The organism is Kocuria sp. KD4, from assembly GCF_011769905.1.
GTDB lineage: Bacteria > Actinomycetota > Actinomycetes > Actinomycetales > Micrococcaceae > Kocuria > Kocuria marina.
Map to the genome: position 1 here is coordinate 521338 of NZ_CP050449.1, position 19918 is coordinate 541255.

At 68.8% G+C, this 19918-nt stretch carries 15 protein-coding genes, 1 tRNA gene and 1 pseudogene; 6 read left to right on the top strand and 11 right to left on the bottom strand.

Features of this window, described 5'->3' with window-relative positions:
- Window positions 1-59: 59 nt before the first annotated feature.
- From HBK84_RS02375 to HBK84_RS02405, 7 genes are all read right to left on the bottom strand, one after another.
- Window positions 60-1124 carry a putative glycoside hydrolase gene (locus HBK84_RS02375; RefSeq protein WP_167318092.1) on the bottom strand — a complete coding sequence of 355 codons (1065 nt, stop codon included), beginning with the start codon at window positions 1122-1124 and terminating at the stop codon, window positions 60-62.
- Entirely contained in the window at window positions 1121-2845 is a 1725-nt protein-coding gene (gene pelF, locus HBK84_RS02380) for a GT4 family glycosyltransferase PelF (protein WP_167318093.1), read from the bottom strand. Before pelF ends, HBK84_RS02375 begins: the two co-directional genes overlap by 4 nt.
- A gap of 141 nt (window positions 2846-2986) precedes the next feature.
- Window positions 2987-4405, bottom strand: coding sequence for a hypothetical protein (locus HBK84_RS02385; RefSeq protein WP_167318094.1), 1419 nt, complete (start codon window positions 4403-4405; stop codon window positions 2987-2989).
- 452 nt (window positions 4406-4857) lie between these two features.
- Window positions 4858-4934: transfer RNA gene (locus HBK84_RS02390), tRNA-Pro, on the bottom strand.
- Window positions 4935-5031: 97 nt separating this feature from the next.
- A complete protein-coding gene (locus tag HBK84_RS02395) occupies window positions 5032-7929 on the bottom strand; it encodes an FAD-binding and (Fe-S)-binding domain-containing protein (protein ID WP_167318095.1) in 2898 nt (965 codons plus the stop codon).
- 10 nt (window positions 7930-7939) lie between these two features.
- Entirely contained in the window at window positions 7940-8857 is a 918-nt protein-coding gene (locus HBK84_RS02400; protein ID WP_167318096.1) for a metallophosphoesterase, read from the bottom strand.
- Window positions 8857-10998, bottom strand: a complete 2142-nt coding sequence (locus HBK84_RS02405) for a transglycosylase domain-containing protein (protein ID WP_167318097.1) — start codon at window positions 10996-10998, stop codon at window positions 8857-8859. Before HBK84_RS02405 ends, HBK84_RS02400 begins: the two co-directional genes overlap by 1 nt.
- A 127-nt stretch (window positions 10999-11125) precedes the next feature.
- Here HBK84_RS02405 and HBK84_RS02410 point away from each other — a divergent pair, with 127 nt between their 5' ends.
- The 3 genes from HBK84_RS02410 to HBK84_RS02420 are packed head-to-tail and all read left to right on the top strand — an operon-like array spanning window position 11126 to window position 12737.
- Window positions 11126-11320, top strand: a complete 195-nt coding sequence (locus HBK84_RS02410; protein ID WP_035965209.1) for a DUF4177 domain-containing protein — start codon at window positions 11126-11128, stop codon at window positions 11318-11320.
- Between the two features lie 20 nt (window positions 11321-11340).
- Window positions 11341-11820: a RidA family protein gene (locus tag HBK84_RS02415; protein WP_085106203.1), complete on the top strand. Its 480-nt coding sequence runs from the start codon at window positions 11341-11343 to the stop codon at window positions 11818-11820.
- 2 nt (window positions 11821-11822) lie between these two features.
- Window positions 11823-12737: a hypothetical protein gene (locus HBK84_RS02420; RefSeq protein ID WP_144932586.1), complete on the top strand. Its 915-nt coding sequence runs from the start codon at window positions 11823-11825 to the stop codon at window positions 12735-12737.
- 113 nt (window positions 12738-12850) lie between these two features.
- On the opposite strand, the gene HBK84_RS02425 is transcribed toward HBK84_RS02420, so the two are convergent.
- Window positions 12851-13528 (bottom strand): Crp/Fnr family transcriptional regulator, encoded by a 678-nt coding sequence (locus tag HBK84_RS02425; RefSeq protein WP_085106205.1) that lies wholly within the window; start codon window positions 13526-13528, stop codon window positions 12851-12853.
- A 251-nt stretch (window positions 13529-13779) separates the two neighbouring features.
- Between HBK84_RS02425 and HBK84_RS02430 the strand changes: the two genes are divergently transcribed.
- Window positions 13780-14964: a MarP family serine protease gene (locus HBK84_RS02430; RefSeq protein WP_064846629.1), complete on the top strand. Its 1185-nt coding sequence runs from the start codon at window positions 13780-13782 to the stop codon at window positions 14962-14964.
- A gap of 108 nt (window positions 14965-15072) precedes the next feature.
- Here HBK84_RS02430 and HBK84_RS13110 read toward each other — a convergent pair.
- The 3 genes and pseudogenes from HBK84_RS13110 to acs all read right to left on the bottom strand — a co-directional run.
- Window positions 15073-15252: pseudogene (locus HBK84_RS13110) on the bottom strand (glycine betaine ABC transporter substrate-binding protein); the annotation flags it as partial.
- Window positions 15253-15394: 142 nt separating this feature from the next.
- Complete coding sequence (aroQ, locus tag HBK84_RS02440; protein ID WP_064846707.1) at window positions 15395-15850, bottom strand: type II 3-dehydroquinate dehydratase; 456 nt, start codon at window positions 15848-15850, stop codon at window positions 15395-15397.
- 184 nt (window positions 15851-16034) lie between these two features.
- A complete protein-coding gene (acs, locus tag HBK84_RS02445; protein ID WP_167318098.1) occupies window positions 16035-17987 on the bottom strand; it encodes an acetate--CoA ligase in 1953 nt (650 codons plus the stop codon).
- A gap of 180 nt (window positions 17988-18167) precedes the next feature.
- Between acs and nth the strand changes: the two genes are divergently transcribed.
- Together nth and HBK84_RS02455 are read left to right on the top strand one after the other, a co-directional pair.
- Window positions 18168-19031: an endonuclease III gene (gene nth, locus HBK84_RS02450; protein ID WP_144932606.1), complete on the top strand. Its 864-nt coding sequence runs from the start codon at window positions 18168-18170 to the stop codon at window positions 19029-19031.
- 11 nt (window positions 19032-19042) lie between these two features.
- On the top strand, window positions 19043-19825 hold the full coding sequence (locus HBK84_RS02455) for a CoA pyrophosphatase (RefSeq protein ID WP_206069181.1): 783 nt from the start codon (window positions 19043-19045) through the stop codon (window positions 19823-19825).
- Window positions 19826-19918 lie beyond the last annotated feature (93 nt).

Consider the following 19918-nt stretch of genomic DNA (forward strand, 5'->3'; position numbering starts at 1 on the left):
CGGCGCACACGCGTGCCGGACGGGCGTCCGGCACGCGATGCCCCGCACCCCCGGTGGGCTCACCCCCGCCGCAGCACCACACCGCGGCGGGGCTGCAGCACCAGGTGGGACCCCGCCGCCCGACCCCGGACGTCGACCATGCCGCGCGGCACCCGGACGCGGCGGCGTCGTCGGCGGTCGGCGTTGAAGTTCACCGCGGCCCAGCCGTGCGTGAACTCGCGCCACCACGTGTGACCGCGGCGCACGGGGTCCTGCACCGGCGCGCCGAGGTCCCAGTCGAGCTGCGCGGTGTGCTGGGTGCGGCTGTAGTCGTCGTGCGCCGTGGCCGCGTACGCGCCGCGGCCCGCCCCGAAGATCCAGAACGCGGCCAGACCGTACTCGACATTGGGGTGGTCGTCGTCGCCGTCCGTGGGCACCCGCAGGATGCTGAGGCCCGGCCCGTCCGCCTGGGGCAGCTGCGCCTCGGTGGTCTCCGGGTCGAACAGGTCCACCGGGCTGAAACCCAGCCACACCTCCTCGAATCCGCCGCCGTAGGCCGCGTGACTCGCCCAGCGGCCGGGCTCGCGCCGCGATTCCGCGATGTTCGGGACCAGGATCTTACCGACCTCGTTCAGAGCCGTGCCCGCGGCATGCACCAATTCGCCCGCGCCGTCGCGGAAATCCGCCATCGTCCGGGCATGACGGATGGGCAGGTCCAGGCCGTAGTAGTCGTCGAACACGTCGTTGTCCGCCATCACGCCGTCGAACGGCGAATCCCGCAGCTCGGCGACGACGTTGCGCACCCAGCGCTCGCGGTACTCGGGCGACCACACGGTCATCTGCCAGTGTCCGCCGTAGCGGGCCCACTCGATGCGTTCACCGTCCAGGCGCCGCGCGAACCACCGGTCCGGGGCCTCTGCGTACGAGACCCCGGAACTGTGGATCGGGCCCGGTTCGTAACTGCGGGTCGAGGACAGGCACTTGTAGCACAGCACCGTCATGTCCGGGCGGCGCCGCTTGAGGTCCGCGGCCGCCGCCGTCTCCCACGGCTGCAGGATCGCCGCCCGGTAGTGCTGCGCGGCGAAGTCGAGCTGCTCGGGGCTGATCGGGCCCCCGTACCGGATCCAGGCGCCGACGCCGCTCACTCGCCCGCGCCCGCCAACGGCGCCTCGAGCGCCGGTTGACGCAGGTCCGAGTACTCGAAGTTGCGCTTCTCACCCATGTTGCCGAGCATCCGGTAGATCTTGTTGTAGGAGGACATGACCTCGTGGAGCTGGAAGAAGTCCTCCACGCGGCCGCGGGCGTTGGTGCTGTAGGAGCGGTAACGATCCACGTTCCCGATCACGGCCTGGACCTTGTCCGCCATGGCCACGATGTCACCGGGTGCGAGCAGTTCACCGCACGGTCCCCACGTACGGCCGTCGGGGGTCACCAGGTCGTCGCCCACGAGCTGGCTCATGCCACCCACGTCCGAACCCACCGTGGGGATGCCCGCGGCCATGGCCTCGAGCACCACGATCGGCTGGCCCTCGTTGTAGCTCGGGAGCACCAGGAGGTCGAACTGGTCGAGCATGTCCCGTACGTTCACGGTCCCGTGGATGGTCACGAGGTCGTGGAGGCCCAGGGCCTCGATCTTCTCGAGGCACGCCTCGTAGTACTCGGGCACATGCTCGGTGGGGCCCAGGACGTCCAGGTGGATGTTGGGGTACCCGCGATCCCGCAGGATGTCCATGCTGGAGAGCAGATCCATGAGTCCCTTGATGGGCACCACGCGGGCGATGTACACGAGTCGCCAGGTGTGTTCCTCCGGGGACTGCGCAATGCGCTCCACCGCGGCTTGGCGGGCGTGGTACTTCTCCTCGAACTCCTCGATGATCATGCCGTTGGGCAGCACCACGGACTTGTCCACGTCCGCGCCCAGGCTCGCGGCCTCCGTGATGGCCGTGGGGTAGAGGTAGGTCACGAGCTCGGCGCTCGGGTAGCAGAAGTGCCCGATCTCGATCCACCACGCCATCCACGCCCGGTCCTCGGCACTGACGTCGAACGTGCGGTAGTCCTCGGACGTGATCGACAGCGCCATGTTGCGGTCGAGCAGGGTGTTCACGGTGTCGCGCACGTACAGGTTGTGCTCGGTGAGCAGGAACGACGTGCCGTGATCGCGCGCGGCCGCGGCACCCAGCAGGGACGCGTAGCCGGTCGTGTGCGCGTGGTACACCCGGGCCCGGGGCATGGTCTCGCCCAGGATCGCGTGGGCCAGGGAGAAGAATCCGCGCAGCAACCAGAACGATTCGGACAGGGAGAGCCCGAGCTGCGGCATCCGCTCCGTCAGCGCATGCAGGAACTCGCGGGAGCCCAGGACGGCCCACAGCGGGTACTGCCGGGTGCGTTCATTGAGCCCCTCGTCGATGAGCTCCCACAGTGGTTCGGTGTCCTGGGCACCGGCCAGGGCGTAGATCGCGTCGAAGATCCGGTGGGACAGCACCGTGCGCTGCTCAGCGGTCATGCCCAGATCCTTGGGGCGCACGGACATGAAGTCGTCCCGGTGCTCCTGCATGCTCAGGTAGACCACGCGGACCCATTTCACGTTCTCGGGCATGGAGTAGAGGTCCTCCTGGGGTGCCTCGGAGTCCCAGGAGATGTGGATGATCCCGTAGCTCAGGTCGGGGTTCCCCGTGACGATGTCGTGGACGACCGCCGAGACCCCGCCCTTGAGGAAGGGGTAGGTGGATTCCATGACGATGGCGACATCCACGTCCTCGTACTGCTTCTGGCGCTGTTGCGCGGCGGGGGACAGGCGGGCGGGTTCCGCGACGGCCACGGACTTGGTGGCGCGGTGCTTGGCGTGTGAGCGCGTGTAAGGGTACATGTCGGCTATTCCTCACGGGATGAAAGGGTCCGGGGTCGCAATGTGGCGACCAGTCGGGACGTGCAATGGGGGCCGGGAGCGGGCAGGACTGCGCCCGGGCGCGGCGGATGCGCTTGATAGAAAGCGCTTACGTGGACTGCGTTACCAGGACGTGGCGTGGCGCCAGAAGAGGGTGTACTCGGGCTGGGCCCAGTGGCGTTTGTACAGCGCCCAGGCACCGGCGACCAGCACCAGGTCCGCGAGCAACAGGAGGGCGTACGCCCCGTTGGTGGAGAACACCGCGAACGCGAGGACGCTCACGACCAGGTGCACCGCACCCAGGGCCTGGGCCGTGATCTTCTCCCCGATGTAGTCCAGTTCGTAGCTCAACAGGGTGAGCATCATGAACGTCCATGAGGCCACGGCCACGGTCACCGCGAGGAGGACGTGGTGGGGCTGCAAGCCGCCCAGTAGCAGGGCGGCAGCCAGGGTCAGCACCATGCCCACCGCGCCGGTGCGCAGGACGGAGCGGTCCACCACGTAGCTGAGCAGCGTGGAGCGGGAGGCCAGCACGGGCAGTGTTTCCTTCTCGATGGCCCGGTGCAGTCCGCTGACGGCGCGGTCCACGTGCGGGGCCATGTTGACGAAGTAGAAGTTGTAGGCGAGCACCGCGGGGAGCATGGCCATGAACACCACGATCACCTGGAAGGCCCCGTCCGTGGCCAGGAACAGCACGAACTTGTCCGCCCACAACACCGATCCGAGCAGCAGTCCGCGCAGGGCGTCCGCGGCGAAGTTGCGGTGGTCCAGGCGTTCGAAGACCCGCACGTGGGACAGCTGACGGCCCATTGCCGCGATCTGGGTGGCCGCGGCGACCAGGGGCGGAAGGATCCACACGGTGGGAACCACGGCCAGCGCCAGGGCGTAGGCGCCCCATGCCACGGCCCACAGGCCGCGGCGTTCTCCCACGTTGGCGAGGACCAGGGACTGTACGAACAGCACGTGCGCGCCCAGCAACAGCAGGTAGGCGCCCATGGCCTGCCAGGACCAGCCGGTGGCCAGCCACAGCGGCAGTGCGAACAGCCCGGCGAGCGGGAGGGTCTGCAGGAACATGGCCGGCCACACCTCGCAGAAGCGCCGGGTGATCTTCTGCATGTCCCGCTCGGCCATGAGTTCACCGATCGCGCGGTACGCGGGCATGCACGCGGCCTGCGCAAGCCAGGGCACGGTGATGGAAGAGGCCAGGACCACGTGGGTCAGTTGGACCCCACCCACGGTCGCCTCCGCCATGCGCGGGCTCACGAGCGGGAAGACGATGTTCAGGAAGATCACCGGCGAGAGGTAGAGCAACAGCTCCACCCCGCCGCGGGAGCTCACGGCGGTTTCCGATGCGTGCTCGGTGTCCGCCGGACGGGAGCCACGCAGCACTAGGAACGCGGTGAGCAACACCAGCAGTCCGCCAGCGATGACCAGGACCTCGGCGTGTGAGCCCACGAGTTCGAGCACCACGGGGACCAGCCCCGTGAGCAATAGGGCCACGACGATCGTGGCGGTACGAGTGCGACTGAAAGAATCGTGCACCAAAGTTCTCAGAGCTGTCACAGCTGTCCCCCGGGGATCCTGGCGCTTCCCGTCAGCCCCCGCTGACGAGAATTCCCCCATGCAAATGATGTGAAGGCGATGAGGCCAGTTCCACTGTCGCCGCAGTGAATATATACAGTTCATGTGTGCACTAGCAAACCAATAGATGAATTGTGTCTGAACCGGAGGGGCTCGTCGTCAATGCTTGTCATCGTGGAGTTCCCCGGTGCACCGGGGGCTGATGGCGGATTACCGGTTAGCTACGCGATCATGACCGGAATGCATATCGATTCAGACAATGAATGATTATGCATAGGTTTCTACGTGCCGCTGCCGAGTATCGCCGGGCCGGAACATATCCGGGAAGAGGCTCGGAATGGGTTTCCGGGATCCGGGTCCATGGGGAAACGCAGAACACCCGGACCCACGAATCGTGGGTCCGGGTGTTCATGTGGTCGGGATGACAGGATTTGAACCTGCGACCTCGTCGTCCCGAACGACGCGCGCTACCAAGCTGCGCCACATCCCGATGTCACACGGCAGAGCCGCGAACAACTGCTCCAGCATAGCGGCAGCACGGGAGGAATGTGAAATCCCCGAGTCACCGAAAACGTCCGAGCGCGATGTCAGCGGCTGACCCGCTCCAGCACCTGCAGGACGTGTTCGTAGGGTTTGCCCGTGGCCTCGGTCATGCCTTGCTCACACGTCCGATTCAAAGATGCATATGCATCAAAGTCTCCGGCCTGTACTTCCGCCGCCTCGGGAGCCGTGGCGGCCGCCGTGAGCTCGGGATGCAGCATGCCGCGGTCGCCCGCGTACCCGCAGCACCCCCACGCGAAAGGAACGGTGGCGTGCTCGGCACATGCGCCAGCCACGCGCAAGAGGTGATCGTTGATCCCCAGTTGCACGGACGAGCACGTGGGGTGCACCGCGAGCGCGCCCACGGGCGAGGACACGGTCAGCCGGTCCAGCACGTTCTCGGCCACGAACTGCACCGCGTCCACGAACCGCAGTCCGGCGTACCGGGGCGAGTTCGCCGCTAGTTCTCGCATGGTGACGAGCCCCTCGGTGCATGAGGAGGCATCACACACCACCGGGAGTGTGCCGTGCTCGGAGGCCTCCCACAGGGTCTCGAGGGTCCGCCGGGACATGGTCTCGTATCCGGAGGGTAGGCCCTTGGACTTCCACGGCGTGCCACAGCACGTGGAGGTGATGCCCTCGGGAACATGTACGTCCACTCCGGCGCGCTCGCACAACATCAGGAACGCCTCGGACACCGACGGTCCCTCCCCGTGCACCGTGCCGAACATGGCCCCGATGCACGCGGGGAAGAAAACGGCTTGGGCGCGGTCGGCACGGACGTTCGCGGGCGCCGTCGTCAATCCGGCACGGGAGCGACCGCCCGCGGGCAGGCGAGGGGAGTAGCGGGGGACGGTGTCCGTCCCGAGCGCGGCGCGGGCCACCGACGTCGCGCTGACCGGGAGCGCGGCGGGCATCCGCCGGGCCAGGGACAGCGCGAAGGTCGCACCAGGAACGGTCACGGGCCACGCCCGGGCGAGCCCCGCCCACACGAGGTCCGCCACGGCGGAACGGTTCTCCGACCGCAGCCGACGCACCAGGTCACCCGTGTTGATGTCCACGGGGCACGCGGTCACGCACATGCCGTCCACCGCGCACGTCTGCAGCCCGTCGTAGTCGAACTCGCGCCGCATCCGACCGGCCAGTTCGTGCTCACCGCGCGCTTCGGCGTCCGCGATCTCGCGGCGCCCCACGATGCGCTGGCGCGGCGTGAGCGTGAGATCCCGGGATGGGCACACCGGCTCGCAGTATCCGCATTCCACGCACCGGTCCACCTCCTCCTCCACGGCCGGCGCGGTCTTGAGATCGCGCAGGTACGCGCGCGGGTCCTCGGTGAGGATCACCCCGGGGTTGAAGCGGTTGCCGGGATCGATCAGGGCCTTCAGCTCCACCATCACCGAGTACAGCTCGTCCCCGTACTGCCGCCGCACGAACGGGGCCATGATCCGCCCGGTCCCGTGCTCGGCCTTGAGCGAGCCCCCGCGGCCCAGGATGAGCTCCACCATCTCCTCGGTGAACTGCTCGTAACGGCGTAGCGAAGCGGGATCATCGAACTGCTCGTTGAGCATGAAGTGGACGTTGCCGTCCTTGGCGTGGCCGAAGATCACCGAGTCCCGGTAGCCGTGGGCGTCGAAGAGTCCGGTGAGCTCCTCGCACGTGCCGCCCAGCTGGTCCACCGGCACCACCACGTCTTCGAGCAGCGCGTTGGTGCCCTGCGGTCGGTTGCCCGCCACAGTGGTGTAGAGCCCCTTGCGCACGGTCCACAGGCTCGCGCGCTCGCGGGGGTCGGTGGTCAGGGCCACCGGCCCGGCCAGCTCGAGCGCATCGAAGGTGGACGCCGCCGCCTCCGCCAGTTCCCGCACACCTGCCGCGGTGTCGTGCTGGTACTCCACGAGCAGCGCGGCCTGCTGGCCCACCGGGATGTCCATGATCGCGGGCGGCGCGAGTCCGGTGCGCTGCGAGACCGCCAGGGACGTGGCGTCCATCAGCTCCAGGGTGGCGCACTGCGAGCCCACCAGCTCCGGAACGGCACTCGTGGCGGCCACCACGGTGGGGAACACCAGCAGGCCGGTGGCCACGTGCGGGTGCACGGGCACGGTGCGCAGGGTCGCGCTCGCCACGAACCCCAGGGTGCCCTCCGAGCCGATCATGAGGTGCTCCAGGATGGCCACGGGGTCCTCGTGGTCCAGGAACGAGTTCAGCCCGTAGCCCATGGTGTTCTTCATGGCAAACAGTCGCTGGATGGTCCGCACGGACTCCGGATTGCCCCGCACGCGGTCCCGCAGCCGGAGCAGGCCCTCGAACAGGTCGGGCTCTCGGGCCCGCAGCTGCTCACCAGCATCCGGGGCGGCGGTGTCCAGCACCGTGCCGGAGGGCAACACGAGCACCATGGACTCCAGGGTGCGGTACGTGTTGAACTCGGTGCCGCACGCCATCCCGGAGGAGTTGTCGGCCACCACTCCGCCCAGCGTGCACGCGGACTCGCTGGCCGGATCCGGGCCCAGCGCCCGCCCGTGCGGAGCCAGCCGCGCATTGACCTGACGCACGGTGACCCCCGGTTGCACGCGCACGCGGGCACCCCGATCCAGGACCTCCACGCTCTTGAAGTGGCGGCGGACGTCCACGAGGATCTGGTCCGTGACGGACTGCCCCGACAGGGACGTGCCGCCCGAGCGCAGGGTCAGGCCAGCGTCCGTGTCCGCGGCCGCGGCGAAGATCCGCCCCACCTCGTGCGTGTCCCGTGGGCGCAGCACCGCGCGGGGCTGCATCAGGTAGTGGGAGGCGTCGTGGGCCACCGCGCGCCGCTCCAGCTCCCCGGTGACGACGACGCCGCTGCCGCACTCCCGTTCGATCCTCGCCACCGCGCGGTCCAGCGGAGAGTCGCTGGGAGCCGGGGCGGCGTCGTCGGGTCGGCGCGTGGGGAGGGGGAGTCGAATCGGTGCCATGGGAAGAACCTTAGTCCGTGAGCGTAACCAGAACGGCCTGTGGTGGGCAGAAAAGCCGCACCGGGGCGAAGCGGGACTCGCCCAGGCCCTGGGAGATGTTCACCGGGACGCCCCTGTGGGAGATCAATCCCTTGCACATCGCGGGATCCAGGTCGCAATTGCTCACCAGCGCGCGGCCCCCGGGGAGGCAGACCTGACCGCCGTGGGTGTGACCCGCGAAGACGATGTCCGCACCGTGGGCGGCGAAACGGTCCAGCGTGCGCACGTACGGCGCGTGCGCCACGCCGATGCGCACGTGGGCCGGCCCGTCTTGCTCACGCGGGAAGCCCGGGTGCCGGTCGAAGCGCAGGTGGGGGTCGTCCACGCCGGAGAAGTCGATGACGGTGTCGGCAATGTTGAGCCGCTCGGCGCGGTTGATGAGCCCGGTCCAGCCGCGTTCGTCGAACGCGCGGTGCATGTCCTCGGTGGGCAACCGCGGGGCCTCGTCCGATTTCTCGCCGCTCGTGGTGCGCCACAGGTAGCGCGCGGGATTCTTGGGCTGCGGCGCGAAGTAGCAGTTGGACCCCGGGACGTACACACCGGGGAACGCGAACAGCGGCTCCAGGATCTCGAGCAGATACGGCAGGGCGCGCAGGTGCGAGAGGTTGTCACCCGTGTCGATCACGAGGTCCGGGCGCAGTGCGGCGAGCGAGTGCACGAAACGCTTCTTGGCCTCCTGCCCGGGCACGGTGTGCAGGTCGGAGATGTGCAGGATCCGCACGGGCCGGGAGCCCTCCGGGAGCACACGCACCGTCTCCTGGCGCAGTTGGAATCGACGTCGCTCCCCGAGTGAGGCCCACGCGAGCGTCCCGGCGCCAGCGGCGAACAAGCCCGCTCCGGCCGCGGCGAGGGAGCGGGCAACCGGGGCGGATGCGGTGGAGTCCGCCACTACTTGCGCGCCGACATCACGCTGGGCGTCGGCGAGGAGAACCGGGAGGTGTCGTAGTCGGGGGCCACGGTGCGCATGTAGTTCTGCCACTGGCCACCCGCGTACGTGGCACCGTCCACCCACTCGGTACCCGAACCGCCGGTCCGCCCGCCGATGCTCAGGCCGTTGAGGGAGCGGGAACCGAACTCGTAGTTACCCACCCACGAGGCGGTCGCGAGGCCCTTGGTGTAGCCGAGCATCCAGGTCTGGGTCGAGTTGTCGGTGGTGCCGGTCTTGGCGGCGGAGGCATCCGGCAGCCCGATCGAGCGCTGGTACCCGGAACCGCGCACGAGCACCTGCTTGAGCACCTCGTTCACGCCCTGGGCCACCTCCTTCTTGATCACCTGCTGGCAGCTGTCACCGGGGACGTCGTAGTTCTTCCCGGTGTAGTCCACGACCTTGGTGACAGCGCGGGGCTCGCACATCACGCCGTCGTTCGCAAAGCCGGAGAAGGCACGCGCCATTGTCATGGGGGAGATGTCCACCGAACCACCCAACAGGGAGGACAGGACGGTGGTGTCCACGGGATCACCGGTCTTACCGTCGTGGATGCCCATGGCCTTGGTTAACTCACCGATCTCGCACAGGTCCAGGTCCGCGGCCATGGCGTACAGCGCCGAGTTGATGGAGTTGTAGATGCCGTAGTCCACGTCCATGACCCGGTCGTATCCCTCGGTCGCGTTCTGGAAGCTGAACCCGTTGCCGTCATCACCCGGTTCGATCTTGTACCCGTTGGGCAGACACGAGGCCTTCCAGCGGAAGTCCGCGGGATAGTGCAGACGACGCGCGTCCACGCTCGCCTTGATGCCCTTGCCCGCGTTGATCCACTGGGCCAGGGTGAACGGCTTGAACGTGGAGCCCACCTGGAACCCACCGGCACCGCCCATGGAGCTGTCCACGTTGAAGTTGTACGTGGTGTTGGAGGTGCCCTCCGCGGCGGAGTAGTTGGTGTTCTGCGCCATGGACACGATGTGACCGTTGCGCGGCTCCAGGGAGACCAACGCCGTGGAGACGTTGTCCGGGTTGTCGTCCTTGGGCTGGGTCGCGTTCACCTGGGTGTCCGCGGCCCGCTGGGCCTTGGGGTCCAGGGTGGTGGTGATCGTCAGACCACCGCGCTGCAGCGTGGCCAGGCGCTCCTCCGGCGTGGCACCGAACGAGTTGGACTGCATGACCTGGTTCTCCACGTAGTCACAGAAGTAGGGAGCGGTCCGCGCGGCCGAGCACCCGGAACTCGTGGGGTGGATGTCCAGGTTCAGGGGCTCGCGGGCCGCCTGGTCCGCTTGCTGCTGCGTGATCGCGCCGGTCTGCACCATGGTGTCCAGCACCACGTTGCGCCGCTGCACCGAGGCCTCCGGGTTGACCTGCGGATCGTAGTAGTTGGGGGACTGCACCATGCCCGCGAGCGTGGCGGCCTGCGCGATGCTCAGCTGGGAGGCCGGGATGCCCCAGTAGTACTCGGAGGCCGCCTGCACACCGTAGTTCTGCCCGCCGAAGAGCACGATGTTGAGGTAGCCCTCCAGGATCTCGTCCTTGGACTTCTCCTGCTCCATGGACAGCGCGAGCTTGATTTCCTTGATCTTGTCCACGATGCCCTTGTCCGCACCGATGGTGCTGGCCTGCTCGCCGGCCCGGACCTGCTGATCGATGATCAGGTTGTTCACGTACTGCTGCGTGACGGTGGAGGCACCCTGGCGGTTGCTGGGGCGCAACACGTTATTGCCCATGGCACGCACGATGCCCCAGGGGTCCACACCGCCGTGGTCGTAGAAGTCGCGGTCCTCGATGGACAGCAGCGCCTTCTTCATGTTGGGGGAGATCTGGTTCAGGGAGACCGGTTCCCGGTTCTGCGCGAAGAACGTGGCGATCTCGGAACCGTCCTTGGCCACCACGGTGGAGGAACGGGAGAGGGGGCCCATTTCCATGTCCGCGGGAAGGGACTTGAACCAGCCGATGGACGCGTTGGCGGCCAGTCCGGCGGCCGCGGCGGGGGGAACGAGGAGTCCGGCCGCCACCACCCCGGCAACCACCGACACGGCGATGAACGCCACGATGTTGCCCAGTACCGAGGTGGGCTCGGAGCCCGAGTTGTTGCGTGATGCCATTGGGCCAGTCTATAGGCCGGGTCCTGTGCGAATCGTGTACCGGAGAGGGGGGCACACGGCCCGCGAACCTCGTGCGGGAACGCTCCCGGCGCGCTGCGGGGGGGGCGGGACCAGTAGTGTGGTGGCCATGACCACATGGGAATACGCCACCGTTCCGTTGATGATCCACGCCACCAAGCAGATCCTGGACAACTGGGGTGAGGACGGCTGGGAGCTCGTGACCGTCCTGCCCGGCACGCAGGCCGCGGACACCCCCGCGGGCAACGTGAACGCCCCCGTCCAGACCAACCCGATCGCCTACTTCAAGCGGCCCAAGAACTGACCCGCGGGGAAGAGGACATCATGGACAAGAGCTACGAAGACCGGCTCGCGCAGCTGGGTCTGGAACTGCCGGACGTGGCCCGGCCGCTCGCGGCCTACGCCCCGGCCGTGGTGAGCGGGAAGCACGTCTACACCGCAGGCCAGCTGCCGCTGGTGTCCGGGTCACTACTCGAGACCGGCGTGGTGAGCGATTCCGGCGCCGAGGGGACCGTGTCCCCGGAACGGGCCGCCGAGCTCGCCGAACGCTGCGCGCTCAACGCCCTGGCCGCGGTGAAGTCCCAGATCGAGGACCTGGACCGGATCCAACGCATCGTCAAGGTCACGGGTTTCGTGGCCTCCGCGACCGACTTCTACGGTCAGCCCGCCGTGGTGGACGGCGCGTCCACCCTACTGGGCCGGGTGTTCGGGGACGCCGGCGTGCATGCCCGCTCCGCCGTGGGTGTCAGCGTGTTGCCGCTGAACTCCCCGGTGGAGGTCGAACTGATCGTCGAGTTCCACTGACGATGAGCGGGGGCCGCGGGAACGAACGCATCTTCGCGGTGCCCCGCGCCTATTCCACGGCCGCCCGGGCCTGGATGGAACGGGGGTTGGGGCTGCACGGTTCCGCCCCCCGCCACGGCGCCGCCACCGTGTTCGTGCGGGACGGCGAGCACGGCGTGGAGACCCTCATGCTCCACCGCCCGGGCCGCCAGTCCATGGGCACGCTCTCGTTCCCCGGCGGGGTGTGCGAGACCAGCGACGACGAACCCCTGGACTGGCACGGCCCCACCCCCGCGCAGTGGGCCCACAAGGTGCTCTCGGAGGACATCGGCCGCACGCGCCGCAGCGTGGTGGCCGCCGCGCGCAAGGTGTTCGTGGAGACCGGGATCCTGCTCGCGGGAACCCCGGGTCACGGTGTCGCCGAGAGCGTGGACGGCGCGGACTGGATGACCTCGCGGGAACGGCTGGCAGCAGAGGAGTTCTCCTTCGCGGACCTGCTGGCCAAGCGCAGTCTCACGTTCCACAGCGAATGCCTCCGGCCGCTGTCCCACTGGATCACCTCGGACTTCATCCACCAGCGCGTGGACCTGCAGTTTTATTCGGCGGCCGTTCCCGTGGGCCAGCGCCCCGTGCCTCTGGCCACGCAGCGCGGTGTGGCGTGGCTCGATTGGGTGGACGCGCGCGCCCTGTTCGAGGACCCGTGGTCCACACCGGTGCCGGAGCTGTTCCGGCGCCAGTCGGAGGAAGCCGGCCTCACCGACGACCCCTGGCACTTCGACCTCAACGAGCTCACGACCCCCGGGGTGCAGTGCGCCCTCGAGGCGGTTGCGCACGCCGGCTCGGCAGTGGCGTTCCTCGCGGCCCGGCGGGACCTGCGGGTCAAGAGTCCCCGACTGGATCTGCGCGACGGCGAACCCGTCCTCGTCCTGGACGAGTGACCTCCCGGGTGGGTCGCGTCCCGCGCGCCCTCACGCACCCCGTACGCATCCCGTGTGAAAGGCGACGGCGCCCGTGGCGGGTGCCACGAGCGCCGTCGGCGGAAGAACCGGTGTCAGCGGGAGCGCTGCTTGAGGCGCTGCAGGTCCAGGATGACCACGGCGCGCGCCTCGAGGCGGATCCAACCGCGCTGGACGAACTCGGCCAGGGCCTTGTTCACGGTCTCGCGGGAGGCACCCACGAGCTGGGCGAGTTCCTCCTGGGTAAGCTCGTGCGCCACCAGGATGCCGTCCGTGGCGGGGCGGCCGAACCGGTCCGCGAGGTCCAGCAGGGCCTTGGCCACGCGGCCGGGGACGTCCGAGAACACTAGGTCCGCGAGGTTCTCGTTGGTGCGGCGCAGGCGCCGGGCGAGCGCCTGCAGCAGCTGCGCGGAGACCTCGGGGGAGCGCTGGATGACCTTGCGCAGGTTCTCGTGCTTGAGCCCGTCCAGGCGGGTCTCGGACACGGCGGTCGCGGAGGTCGAGCGGGGGCTGGGGTCGAACAGGGCCATCTCGCCGAAGATCTCACCGGGACCCATGACGGCCACGAGGTTCTCGCGACCGTCGCTCGCGGTGCGCCCAAGCTTCATCTTGCCGGAGACGATGAAGTAGAGCTGGTCCCCCGGATCACCCTCGTAGAACAGGGTGGCACCGCGGGAGAGGTTTACCTCGGTGATCTCCTCGGTCAGAGCGGCGAACGCCTCATCGTCCAAGGAAGCGAACAGCGGAGCGCGGCGTAGGACGTCTGTATCCAAGGTAAAACTCCTCACGGATTGCGGATGAGCCCGGACAGGGGCACATGATCTGAGTACGTTCCATCGTAACGAATTTCACACCGCCCGGGTCCACCCCGGTGGTTATGCCCGGTGTGAACGCGCTGCGAATTCCGGGGGTTCCCGCTCGTGTTCATCCACCGTTCACGATCCACGATTTACCCAGCCCCCCACCGTATGCTCGGCTGAGCACGCACCCGATCCCCGCGTGTTCCCCCTCCGTGAGGACTTCGATGACTCTGTCCCTGAACATCCTGGACGTGCTGCTGATCGTGGCGCTGGTGGCGTATCTCGTCGCAGGGCTGAGCCGAGGGTTCTTCCGCTCGTTCGCGTCCCTCGTGGGGCTAGTGCTCGGCGCCGTGGTGGCGTTCTGGGCCGGCCCCGTGGTGTCCGCGTACGTCTCGGACGAATGGCGGATCCCGGCCGTGCTGCTCACCGTCCTCGTGGCCCTGGCCCTGGGTCAGTGGCTGGGGTCGATCGCGGGTAACGCCCTCGCGCGGATCACCGAGAGGACGGGACTGGGGATCCTGGACCGCGTGGGCGGCGGGGTGCTCAACGTGGTCGTGGCCGCCCTGGTCATGGGGCTCGTGGGTTCGCTCGTGGGTCAGCTGGGCCTTCCCGCACTGTCCCAACAGGTCGCGTCCTCGCAGGTGCTGCGCGGTATCGAGCGGGTCACCCCGGAGCCCGTGCGCCAGGCCATGACACAGACCCGCAACGCGATCAGCGGCGCCCAGGGCATCCGGCAGCTGGACGAACTGCTCTTCCCGTCCCAGGCCGCCCCGGACCCCACGGACACCCCGGACACCCAGAGCGTCGCGGACGCGGGCCAGTCCGTGGTCCAGGTCTACGGCACGGCGGCCCAGTGCGCCCAGAACCAGACGGGTTCGGGATTCGTGGCGCAGCCCGGCACGGTGGTGACCAACGCCCACGTGGTCGCGGGCGTGGACCAGCCCGTGGTCCAGACGCGCGACGGTCGCGTCTACCGTGCGCAGGCCGTGCAGTACGACGCCGCGTCCGACCTCGCGGTGCTGCGCGTCCCCGATCTGCCCGAGGCACCCCTGGCCCTGCAGGGTTCGGTGACGAGCGGACAGACCGTGTCCTTCGCGGGCTACCCGCTGGGCGGTCCCTATACGCTGCGCCCGGCCACGATCCAGGGTCAGGCGGTGGCCCCCGTGCAGAACGTGACCACGGGGCAGACCCAGACCCGCAGCATCATCCAGATCGCGGGCAACGTGGAGCAGGGCAACTCGGGCGGTCCGCTGCTCAACGCGGACGGTGAGGTCGTGGGCGTGGTCTTCGCCAAGGCCGTCACGGACCAGGTGGGGTATGCGATCCCCGTGGCTCGTGTCACCGAGATCCTCGCCGCGGCGGGGGACTCCACGGAGTCCGTCCCCACGGGTCAGTGCGTGGTGTCCTGAGCGGACATCCTGTCGGTAGCAGCTGAACACCGACAAGCAGCGGCTGAGCACCGATGACCGGCGGTCGAGCACGGACGAGCGGTGGCCGGGTACCGAGTGCGCCAGCAGGGAGGCGCGGTCCGGGGCCAAGAACACATTCAGGGGATCACGCAGCGGGCGCAGGTCGTACACGTCGTAAAGGTACTGCGGTTGCCACAGGGCAGTGACGAACCAGTCCTCGTCCGCCATGCGCCGGTCGACCGTGTCGATGATGGCCCGCGGGTCACCGATCTCCTGGCGCCACCTCAGTACACCTCATGGCCGCCGGGCAACCACGCATCGGCGAACAGCTCCACGTCCCCGGGGGCGGCCACCTGGTGGAAGGACTCGTCGATGTGCCTGTACACCAGGGGCACACCGGACCGTGGATCTGCTGCGGTCAGGGTGCGTCCTAACTCTCGATGTTCTTACCCAGTTCGTTGGCGATCACCTGCACACCCAGTTCGTACCCCAGGACACCGGCACCGGCGATCACGGCCGTGGCCTGCGGTGACACGAAGGACGTGTGCCGGAAGGCCTCCCGGCGGTGCACGTTGGAGATGTGCACCTCCACGATCGGCATCTCGCACATCTCCAGGGCGTCGTGCAGGGCCACGGAGTAGTGGGTCAGCGCCGCGGGATTGATCACGATCCCGCACGCCTCGGTGCGCGCCCGCTGGATCCAGTCCACGAGCTGCCCCTCATAGTTGGACTGCTCGAACACCACGTCCAGCCCGTACGACTGCGCGCGGACGCGCACATTGCGTTCGACGTCCGCAAGGGTCGTGTGCCCGTAGATCTCGGGCTTGCGGGTGCCCAGGGTGTTGAGATTGGGCCCATTCAGGACGTGGATCGGCAGCTCACTCATGGCTCCATTCAACAACACGGTCACGTGGAGCGACACGGCACCTCCGAACAAGGCGGCGCCGACCAACAGTGCGGCACCGACGAACAGTGCGGCGTCGTCGAACACCCTGACAACAACGGACGACGCCGCCACGATGACCTCTTCACGCGAGGCACCGCAGCGGCGTCGTCCGCCGGGGCCGGGGTTACTTCTGGCCGAGCGAGTCCACGATCTGCTGCATGACCGTCTGGTCCGCGAGCGTGGAGACGTCACCCACGGGGCGGTCCTCGGCGACGTCCTTAAGCAGACGGCGCATGATCTTGCCCGAGCGGGTCTTGGGCAGCTCGGGGACGATCAACACCTTCTTGGGCTTGGCGATCGGGGAGATCTCCCGGCCCACGTGCGCGCGGATCTCCTCGGCGAGCTCGGCGGCGTCCCGGTTCTCGGCGGTGGCCTGGTCCGAGAGGATCACGAAGGCGAAAACCGCCTGGCCCGTGGTCTCGTCCTGGGCGCCCACCACGGCGGCCTCGGCCACGGACGGGTGGGAGACCAGCGCGGACTCGATCTCGGGGGTGGACAGGCGGTGGCCGGAGACGTTCATGACGTCGTCCACGCGACCCAGGATCCAGACGTCCGCGTCCGCGTCCCGCTTGGCACCGTCGCCGGCGAAGTACTTGTCACCGAACTGGCCCCAGTAGGTGTTGACGAAACGGTCGTCGTCCCCCCAGATGGTGCGCAGCATGGACGGCCACGGCTTGCGGACCACCAGGAAACCGTCGGTCTCGTTGGGCAGGGAGTTGCCGGCGTCGTCCACGACGTCCACCGCGATTCCCGGCAGCGGGACCTGCGCGGAACCGGGCTTGGCGTGGGTGACCCCGGGCAGCGGGGAGATCATGATCGCGCCGGTCTCGGTCTGCCACCACGTGTCCACGATGGGGCAGCGCTCGCCGCCGATCACACGGTGGAACCAGGTCCAGGCCTCGGGGTTGATGGCCTCGCCCACGGTGCCCAGCAAGCGCAGCGAGCTGAGGTCCCACTCGCCGGGGATCTCCTCGCCCCACTTCATCATGGTGCGGATGGCGGTGGGGGACGTGTAGAGGATGCTCACGCCGTACTTCTGCACGATCTCCCAGAACCGGCCGCGGTGCGGGGAGTCCGGGGTGCCCTCGTAGATCACCTGGGTGGCGCCGTTCACGAGCGGCCCGTAAGTGATGTAGGTGTGGCCCGTGACCCATCCGACGTCCGCGGTACACCAGTAGACGTCCGTCTCCGGCTTGAGGTCGAACACGTTCTTGTGGGTGAATGCCGCCTGGGTGAGGTAGCCGCCGGTGGTGTGCAGGATGCCCTTGGGCTTGCCGGTGGTGCCGGAGGTGTAGAGGATGAACAGCGGATCCTCGGCGTTCTGCTCCGAGGGCGTGTGCTCGGTGGAGGCGTTCTCGGTGACCTCGTGCCACCACACGTCACGGCCGTCCTGAAACGCGACGTCCTCGCCGTTGCGCTTGACCACCACCACGTGTTGGACGGAGCTCCCGCCCTTCTCCAGGGCGGCGTCCACGGCGGGCTTGAGCGTAGTGGGCTTGCCGCGGCGGTAGGAGCCGTCCGCGGTGACCACGAGCTTGGCCTCGCCGTCCTCGATGCGCGAGCGCAGGGCGTCCGCGGAGAAGCCGCCGAAGACCACCGAGTGGATCGCTCCGATGCGCGCGCACGCGAGCATGGTGGCCACGGCCTCCGCGATCATGGGCAGGTACACGGCCACGCGGTCGCCCTTGCCCACGCCGAGCGCCTCGAACGCGTTCGCGGCCTTGGAGACCTCGTCCTTGAGCTGCGCGTACGTGTAGGACGCACTGTCCCCGGGCTCGCCCTCGAAGTACAGGGCCACGCGGTCCCCGTTGCCGGCCTCCACGTGGCGGTCCACGGCGTTGTACGCGGCGTTCAGGGTGCCGTCCTGGAACCACTTGGCGAACGGCGGGTTGGACCAGTCCAATACCTCGGTGAACGGGGTGGACCACGTCAGCAGCTCGCGGGCCTGGTCCGCCCAGAACTCCTCACCCTGCTCCTCGGCTCGCGTGTACAGCTCCGCGGTGGCGTTGGCCTGGGCGGCGAACTCCTCGCTGGGTGCGTAGGTCTTCGACTGGGATGCTGCGGATTCCGGGGACATGGTGCTCCTTACCTGGGCCGTGTCGTGCCGCTCGCGGGCACGTGGTGCAGTTCACATTCTCGTTCTCCAGCGTAGTCGAGGTTCCCGCCCGTGCTCGATCCATGGCGGCCGGTGTCGCGCGCACCGTCACGGCGGCCGCGCGGTTTGACCCCCGCCACGGCGGCCACCATGATCGAGGACATGGACTCCCCGGCCGCCGCTGCCCACGTGCGCTTCGTGCCCCCGCGCCAGGCCGAGCAGGCGGCCGCGCGGCGTCGTCGTACCGGGGGCGAAACGCGGTTGGCAACGACGCGGCGGGCGCGGCGGATCCAGCGCGAGCTCGCGCGCAGCTATCCGTACGCCGTGGCGGAATTGGATTTCGACGACGCGTGGCAGCTGCTCGTGGCCACGGTGCTCTCCGCGCAGACCACCGACGTGCGCGTCAACTCGGTGACGCCGGGGCTGTTCGCCGCATACCCCGGGCCTTGGGAGCTGGCCGAGGCGCCGGCCGAGGACGTCGAGCAACGGGTGCGCTCGCTCGGGTTCTACCGGTCCAAGGCGCGTTCCATTCAGGGGCTGGCCACGCGGATCGTGGACGAGTACGACGGCCGCGTCCCGGGTACGCTCGCCGAGCTCGTGACCCTGCCCGGCGTGGGGCGCAAGACCGCGAACGTGGTGCTCGGCAATGCGTTCGGGGTCCCCGGGATCACGGTGGACACGCATTTCGGCAGGCTCGCGCGCCGCTTCGGCTGGACCGACCAGGAGGACCCCGTCAAGGTCGAGACGGACGTGGCCGCCCTGTTCCCGCCCGCGGTGTGGACCGAGCTGTCCCACGAACTGATCTACCACGGGCGGCGGATGTGCCACGCGCGCAAACCGGCGTGTGGAGTGTGTCCGGTCGCGGATCTGTGCCCCTCCTACGGCACGGGCCCCACCGATCCACTGGCCGCCCGGAAACTGTTGGCCTACGAACTCGCCCCGGGCCGCGAGGAGCTGCTCGCGGGCTTCCTGGCCGGGCGCACGCGCCGCGAACTGCGCGCCGACGGACACACCCTCGGCGCGTGAAAGGACTTCGCATGACCCCCTCCGACCCTCACGGTGCCGACCCCCGTGATCAGCTCGTGGAGCTCGCCCGGCACGGTGATTCCGTGATCATGCACGACCGCGAACCGTGGCGGATCGGCGAGCTGGACGAGAACCACCGGCACTCCGCGGTGCTCATCCTCTTCGGCGCGCTGGACGCCGTGCCCTCGCACTACGCCGAGCACACGGACGGGCCGGGACGTGACCTGGACGTGCTGCTCGTCCAGCGCGCCGCGACCCTGCGTGCCCACCCCGGCCAGGTCGCCTTCCCGGGCGGGCGCCTCGATCCGCCCGACGGCGAACCCGGCACCTTCCTGGACGTGCCCGGCGGGCGCGTGAGCGCACCCCATATCCGGGCGGCACTGCGGGAGGCCCACGAGGAGACCGGGGTGGACCCGGACGGCGTGGAGGTCCTCGGTGCACTGCACCCCGTGCCGCTGCCCGTGAGCAACCACCTGGTTACGCCCGTGATCGGCTGGTGGCGCAGCCCGTCCCCCGTGGACGTGGTGGACCACGCCGAGTCCTCCCTGGTGTTCCGGGTGCCGGTGCTGGACCTGATCAACCCCGCCCACCGGTACTACGCGACCGTGACCCGCGGGCAGCACACCTACGAGTCCCCGGCGTTCGACGTGCGCGTGGCGGGCGTGGCCGAGCCCATCACCGTGTGGGGGTTCACCGGCGTCATCATCGACCGCGTGCTCGACTGGCTCGGCTGGTCCGTGGAGTGGGACCGCTCGATCAAGCGCCCCGCGCCGAGGTTCGGGCCGAAGGCGTAACCCTTTCAGCGCCGTTCACCCTCGGTCCCCGTCGAGGCGCATGGTGCGGACGGTCCGCGAGGTCACCAGCAGGACGCTATTCACGAGCGGGAC